The 6,196-nt window shown below is 75.0% G+C and carries 4 protein-coding genes and 1 pseudogene; 2 read left to right on the top strand and 3 right to left on the bottom strand.

Going from position 1 to position 6,196, the window contains the following annotated elements:
• Window positions 1-1,937: pseudogene (locus B9S61_RS43400) on the top strand (tetratricopeptide repeat protein); the annotation flags it as partial.
• On the opposite strand, the gene B9S61_RS02840 reads toward B9S61_RS43400, so the two are convergent.
• The gene (locus B9S61_RS02840) at window positions 1,938-3,629 is read right to left on the bottom strand and encodes a bifunctional 3'-5' exonuclease/DNA polymerase (RefSeq protein ID WP_103540762.1); all 1,692 of its coding nucleotides are present in this window, start codon (window positions 3,627-3,629) and stop codon (window positions 1,938-1,940) included. It abuts the pseudogene before it with no gap.
• Between the two features lie 92 nt (window positions 3,630-3,721).
• Window positions 3,722-4,480: a Clp protease N-terminal domain-containing protein gene (locus B9S61_RS02835; protein ID WP_103540761.1), complete on the bottom strand. Its 759-nt coding sequence runs from the start codon at window positions 4,478-4,480 to the stop codon at window positions 3,722-3,724.
• A gap of 88 nt (window positions 4,481-4,568) precedes the next feature.
• Between B9S61_RS02835 and B9S61_RS02830 the strand changes: the two genes are divergently transcribed.
• The gene (locus tag B9S61_RS02830) at window positions 4,569-5,693 is read left to right on the top strand and encodes a DUF2786 domain-containing protein (RefSeq protein WP_103540760.1); all 1,125 of its coding nucleotides are present in this window, start codon (window positions 4,569-4,571) and stop codon (window positions 5,691-5,693) included.
• 51 nt (window positions 5,694-5,744) lie between these two features.
• Here B9S61_RS02830 and B9S61_RS02825 read toward each other — a convergent pair.
• On the bottom strand, window positions 5,745-6,196 hold a 452-nt coding region (locus B9S61_RS02825), incomplete at its 5' end, for a hypothetical protein (protein ID WP_103540759.1).

Here is a 6,196-nt window from a genome sequence, read left to right as displayed (position 1 = left end):
CTCTATGCCGCTGAATTACGCGGAACGCAGGTCCTGGTGCTGGACGACGCCGTGAGCGCCGCGCAGGTACGGCCGCTGCTGCCCCCCGGGCCCGGCTGCGCGGTGATCGTCACCAGCCGCTCGCCGCTCACCGCCCTGGACGGGGCCGCCCGTGTCCCGCTCGGCCCGCTCTCCGACGAGGACAGCGCCGCCCTGCTGCGGGCGGTCTCCGGCCGCGACGGGCTCGACGCCGGTCACCCGCTCGTCGCGCTCACCGGCCGGCTTCCGCTCGCCCTCCGGGTCGGCGCGGCCCGGCTCGCCGCGCGCCGGGCTCTCACTCCGGACGCTCTCGCCGGGCAACTGCGCGCCTCCTACAGCCGGTTGCCCCACCTGGAGTACGACGACCTCAGCGTCCGCCGCTCACTGGCCGTCGCGCACGACGCGCTCACCGACTCCGATCGCGAGACCGACCGCGACGCGGCCCTCACCCTGTGCCGTACCGGCGCCCTCGACCTGCCCGTCTACGGCGCGCCCCTGCTGGCCCGGCTCACCGGTACCGACGAGCGCCGGGCCGGGGCCGCGCTGGACCGGCTCGTCGATGTGGCCCTCATGGAGGAGACCGCGTACGGGCGGTACGTCCCGCACGACCTGGTCCGCGACTTCGCCCGCGAACGCGCCCGCGCCGAGGCCGGAACCCGCGCGGACAGCACTCCGTGCGCCGTCACCGGTGCCGTCACCACCGGTGCCGACTCCGTCACCGGTGGTGACGGCACCGGCCCCCGCGAGGATCCCGCCGAGACCGCCCTGCGCTGGTACGCCGCCGTCGCCGAACGCACCCTCACCGCGATCGTCGAGCCCGGCCTCGACCAGGACGACCGCCGCCGCCCGACACCCTCCCAGCCGCCCGGGCCCACCGCGCTCGTCGGCACCGTGCCGCCGTTCGCCGACGCCGGTGCGGCCTTCGCCTGGGGCGACCGGGAGCTGGAGAACATCGTCGCCCTGGTCGAGCGGTACGGCGGTGACACACCCGCCGGAGACGAGGCCGCGGGCCGGCGCGACGCCACCGTCTGCGTGCTCATTCGTCTGCTCCACCCCTACCTCCTGCGCGGCGGCCGCGTTCCCGAGCTGGAGGTGCTCGGGCGGGCGGCCCTCCGGGCGGCGCGGCGGCTCGGGACGTGACCGCCGAGGGGTGCGCGCTGGGCGACCTGGCGGGACTGCGCCATCTGACCGGGCGCAACAACGACGCCCTCGGCCTCACCGACCGCGCGCTCGAGATCTGGCGGCGGCTCGGTGCCGTCTCCTGGATCCGGCGCTCCCTCAACAACCGGGGGCTGCTGCTCGAGGCGCTCGGCCGGTACGCCGAGTCGGAGCGGGTCCTTCGGCAGAGCCTCGCGTACTCGCGGCGGCTGGACGATCCCTACGGCGAGGCGGTCACCCACGGCCACCTCGGCAACCTGTACGAGCACACCGATGCGCGCGCCGCGATCGGACAGCACCGGCGTTCGCTCGCCATCGGGCAGGAGATCGGCTCGGTCATCGTGCGGCACTTCGCGCACGGCAACATCGGGTACGCCCACCTCCGGCTGCGGCAACCGGCCGCCGCGCTGCCGCACTTCGAGGAGAGCCTGCGCATCCTGGGCGGGCACGGCGACTGGCACGGCGAGTCCCGGACGCGGCTCGGCCTGGTCCGGGCCCTGCGGCTGCTGGGGCGCTCAGGCCGGGCCGACCGTGAGTGCGCCGAACTGCTCCACCGCGCGGAGACCCGCGCCGACCGCTACACCGGCGGTCTCGCGCGCCACCAGTACGGCCTGCTGCTGCGGGAGCAGGGACGGACCGGCCAGGCGTACGCGCAGTGGCGGTCGGCGCTCGCCGCGCTGGACGGGACCGACGCGCGGGCCGTGGTGGAGGAACTGCGGGAACTGGTGGCCGAGTCGGCCGGGTCCCGGCCGGCGAGCTGATCACTTGGCGTCGGCATAGCACTCCACCACCGCCGTCGTGAACGGGAACCGGACCAGTGTCCGGCCGAACGTCAGCCGGCCGGCCAGCTCCGCCGCCTGCCGGATCGCTTCCACCACCGTCGCCGCCTCCGCCTCCGGGCAATGCACGATCACCTCGTCGTGCTGGAAGAAGACGAGTTCGGCCGCCATGCCGCCGAGGGTCCGGCGCAGCGCGGCGAGCAGCAGCAGGGTCCAGTCGGCGGCGCTGCCCTGGACCACGAAGTTGCGGGCGAAGCGGCCCCGGGCGCGGGCGTCGGTCGAGGCGTAGCCGGGGGTCCACGGGCGGGTGTCGGAGGCCCGGTCCTCCTCCGTGGGCGGGATGCCCGCCTCCTCCACGGCGTCGTCCGTCGTACGGGCGGCCGGTGGGCAGGTGCGGCCCAGCCAGGTACGTACGAGACGGCCCTCCTCGCCCGCGCGGGCGGCCTCGTCGACGTAGGCCACCGCCTTGGGGAAGCGGCGTCTGAGCGCGGCGAGGTTCTTCAGGCCGTCGCCGGACGTCTGGCCGTAGACGGCGCCGAGGACGGCGAGCTTGGCCTGGGCGCGGTCGCCGGAGAAGGCGCGGTCGGACACCGCCTGGTACAGGTCGGTCTCCCGGCCGGCCACCTCCATCAGTCCCGGGTCGCGGGAGATCGCCGCCAGCACTCTCGGCTCCATCTGGTCGGCGTCGGCGACGACGAGCCGCCAGCCCGGGTCGGCGACGGCCGCGCGGCGGATCACCTTGGGGATCTGCAGGGCGCCCCCGCCGTTGGTCACCCAGCGGCCGGTCACCGTCCCGCCCGCGTGGAACTCGGGCCGGAAGCGGCCGTCGCGCACCCAGTCCTGGAGCCAGGACCAGCCGTGGGCGACCCGGATCCGGTACAGCTTCTTGTACTCGATGAGCGGTTCGACGGCCGGATGGTCGACGGACTCGAGTTCCCAGCGTCGGGTCGAGGAGACCTTGATGCCCGCCTGCGCGAACGCCTTCACCACGTCGGCCGGCAGATCGGGCCGGACGCGTCGGCCGAAGGCGGCGGACACCTCGTCGGCGAGTTCGGCCAGCCGGCGCGGCTCACCACCGCCCGCGTACCGCTCGCCGAGCAGGTCGTGCAGCACCGCGCGGTGCACGTCCGCCCGCCAGGGCAGCCCCGCGTGGTTCATCTCGGCGGCCACCAGCATCCCCGCCGATTCGGCCGCGGTCAGCAGCCGCATCCGGTCCGGATGAGCGGTCGCGCCGGTGCGCCGCTGCTGCTCGGCGTAGACCGCGAGGAGGTCCGCCAGGGGGAGCGGGACGCTCTGGGGTTCGAAGAGGGACGGCTGCGCGCCCGGTTCGGCCTGGCGCTGCGGTGGATCGGGCGGTACGGGGCCACCGCGCAGCCGGGCCAGTGCGGCCGCGGCCGCACGGGGTTCCCCGTACCGTCCTTCGTGACCGAGCAGGAGCGTCTCGGCGGCCTCGATGTCGTAGACCCGCTCCACTCGCACCCCCGTGGCGAGCAGGCGCGGGTAGACCTCGGTGGTGGACCGCCACACCCACCGCCTGACTCCGGGACGGCTCCGCACGGCCTCGGCGAGGTCCGGTTCCCGCCGCACCGGACCGGCGGGCAGCCCGTCCGGACCGAGGGGGGCGACGTCCACGCCGCCCTCCTCGGCCGGAGCGAGCGCCCACCGGTCGGTCATGCCGCGAGTGTGGCAGGAGGGTCTGACAGTGAGGCCGGAGGCGGCTTCGCCCGGGGTCCGCCCCGACGCACCGTGGACCGGGCCCCGGGGGGTCAGCCTTCCTGCGCCTCCTGCGCCTCCTCGCCCTCCGTCCAGGTCTCGACGTACTGCGCCAGCATCTCGGCGACGTACCGCTCGGTGGCCGGCTTGCCGACGCCGAGGCCGCTGAGGCGGCCCTCGCCGTTCTCGTGCTCGAGCAGGGCGAGCAGGATGTGCTCGGTGCCGATGTAGTTGTGGCCGAGGCGGAGGGCCTCGCGGAACGTGAGCTCCAGGATCTTCTTGGCCGCCGGGTCGAACGGCACCAGCTCGGGGGCGTCCTCGACGGCCGGCGGGAGCGCCGCGCGGGCGGCCTCGCGGACCGCGTCCACGGTGGTGCCCTGCTCGGTGATCGCCTTCACCGCGAGCCCCTGGGGCTCGGCCAGCAGACCCAGGAGCAGGTGGTCGGGCAGGATCTCCGCGTTGCGCGCGGCCTGGGCCTCGTTCTGCGCGGCCATGACCGTGTTCCGCGCGCGGGGCGTGTAGCGGCTGAAGCCCTGGCTCGGGTCGAGGTCGTTGCTCTCCTTCGGGACGAAGCGCTTCTGGGCGGCCTGCCGGGTGACGCCCATGCTCCTGCCGATGTCCGTCCAGGAGGCGCCGGAGCGCCGGGCCTGGTCGACGAAATGGCCGATCAGGTGGTCGGCCACGTCGCCGAGGTGCTCACCGGCGAGCACCGCGTCCTGGAGCTGCTCCAGAGGCTCCTCGTGGACCTTCTTGATGGCCGTGATGAGGTCGTCGAGACGTACGGATGACTTGATGGCGGGGTTCGTCGTCATACTGTCAACCGTAAGTTGACAGTGGGGAAGTGTCAACCTGAGGTTGACACCTCCCCGGGTGAAGGTCCGGGCATGGCACGATCGGCCCGTGAGTACGTCCAGCACCGTCGACCGCGCCTTCCGGGCCGCCCTCTACGAGACCGGCGACACCGCCCTCGACACCGGCGCCTCCCTGCTCGCCGCCGATCCGGCGGCCGACGCCGAACTGACCCGGCGGGGTGAGGAGTTCGTGGCGACTGCCTGGCGGCGCGGCTGGCAGCCCGCCGACCTCGTGCGGATCGTCCGGCGCGAGCTGGACGACGCGCACGTACGGCTGGTCTCGGAGCTGATCCTCGGGCAGGCCCCGCGCGAGGGCCGGTCCCGGGGTGCGCGCTGGGCGTCCCAGCTGGCCCGGCTCGGTGAACCGGCCGCGGATTCCGCCCCGCGCCGGGACCGTTTCCGGTACGCCACGGCCGTACTGGAGCTCTACCGCCTGCTGCTGCGGCTGCCCGCCCTCGAACCCCTCGACGAGACGGCCGCACCCGGCCCGTCCGACCGGCGGCCGGAGTCCCGGATGCTCGGCCGCATCCGCGCACTGCTGGCCAAGGCCGAGGCGACCGGGTTCCCGGACGAGGCGGAGGCGCTCAGCGCCAAGGCGCAGGAACTGATGGCGCGGCACAGCGTCGACGAGGCGCTGCTCGCCGCGCGGGAGCCCTCGGCCGAGACGCCGGGCGCCTGCCGGATCGGGGTGGAACCGCCGTACGAGCAGGCCAAGGCGGTACTGCTGGACGCGGTGGCCGGCGCGAACCGCTGCCGCGCGGTGTGGAACGAGCCGCTCGGCTTTTCCACCGTGGTCGGCTTCGCCTCCGACCTGGAGGCGGTCGAACTCCTCCACACCTCACTGCTGGTGCAGGCCACCACCGCGATGACCGGGGCGGAGGCCGCGCAGCGGGCGGGCGGACGGAAGCGGACCAAGACCTTCCGGCAGTCCTTCCTGGCGGCCTACGCCCACCGCGTGGGGACGCGTCTCGCGGCCGCCGCCGAGACCCGGGTGAGCGACGACCTGCTCCCGGTCCTCGCCTCCCGCGCGGTGGCGGTCGCCGACCGGGCGGACCGTCTGTTCCCGGAGACGACCACCACGCGGCTGCGCGGCGTGCACGACGCGGCGGGCTGGGAACAGGGCTCCCGCGCGGCGGACGACGCACAGGTCGGGACGCGCCCGCTGCTCCCCTGAGGGGAAGCCGTCGCCCCCGGGGCGAAGCCGTGCGGGCCGGGCGGGGGCCGGCTAGAGGCCCAGCCCGGCCGTCGGGAAGGGGAAGTCCGTGGGGAGCCGGCCGCCCTCCGCCTTCATGTACGTCTCGGTACCGAGGCCGCCTTCCCAGGTGACCTTCAGGGAGGTCTCGTCGACGGACTCGACGGCGCCCTTCGTCCGCTCCCCGGTCCCGTCGGCGCACTTCAGGCTGATCGAACGGTTCCCGGAGTCCTCCCGCGCGGTGCCGGTGCACACGGAACCGCCCGTGACGAAGAGCGCCGCGTCCCGGCCGGTGATCATCAGGGCCACGGCACTGCCGCCGGCCGTGGTGACCCAGCTGCCCTCCAGCTCGCCCGCCGGGGCCTTGCTCCCGCCGGGATCCTCCGTGCCGCCGGTGTCCGCGCTCGCGGTGACGGACGGACCGGGAGTGGCCGGGCCGTCCGCGTCGTCGGAGCCGTCCCCGCTGCACGCCGTCAGCGCGAGCG

It is taken from the genome of Streptomyces sp. SM1 (genome assembly GCF_002910825.1).
Classification (GTDB): Bacteria; Actinomycetota; Actinomycetes; order Streptomycetales; family Streptomycetaceae; genus Streptomyces; species Streptomyces okerensis.
Note: the sequence above shows the minus strand (reverse complement) of the source record. Positions and strands in the feature narration are given on the sequence as shown.

What these genes read in the sequence shown, in the direction of transcription:
- B9S61_RS02840 (WP_103540762.1), bottom strand. Translation starts at nt 3,629, where the DNA reads ATGACCGACCGGTGGGCGCTCGCTCCGGCCGAGGAGGGCGGCGTGGAC.
- B9S61_RS02835 (WP_103540761.1), bottom strand. Translation starts at nt 4,480, where the DNA reads ATGACGACGAACCCCGCCATCAAGTCATCCGTACGTCTCGACGACCTC.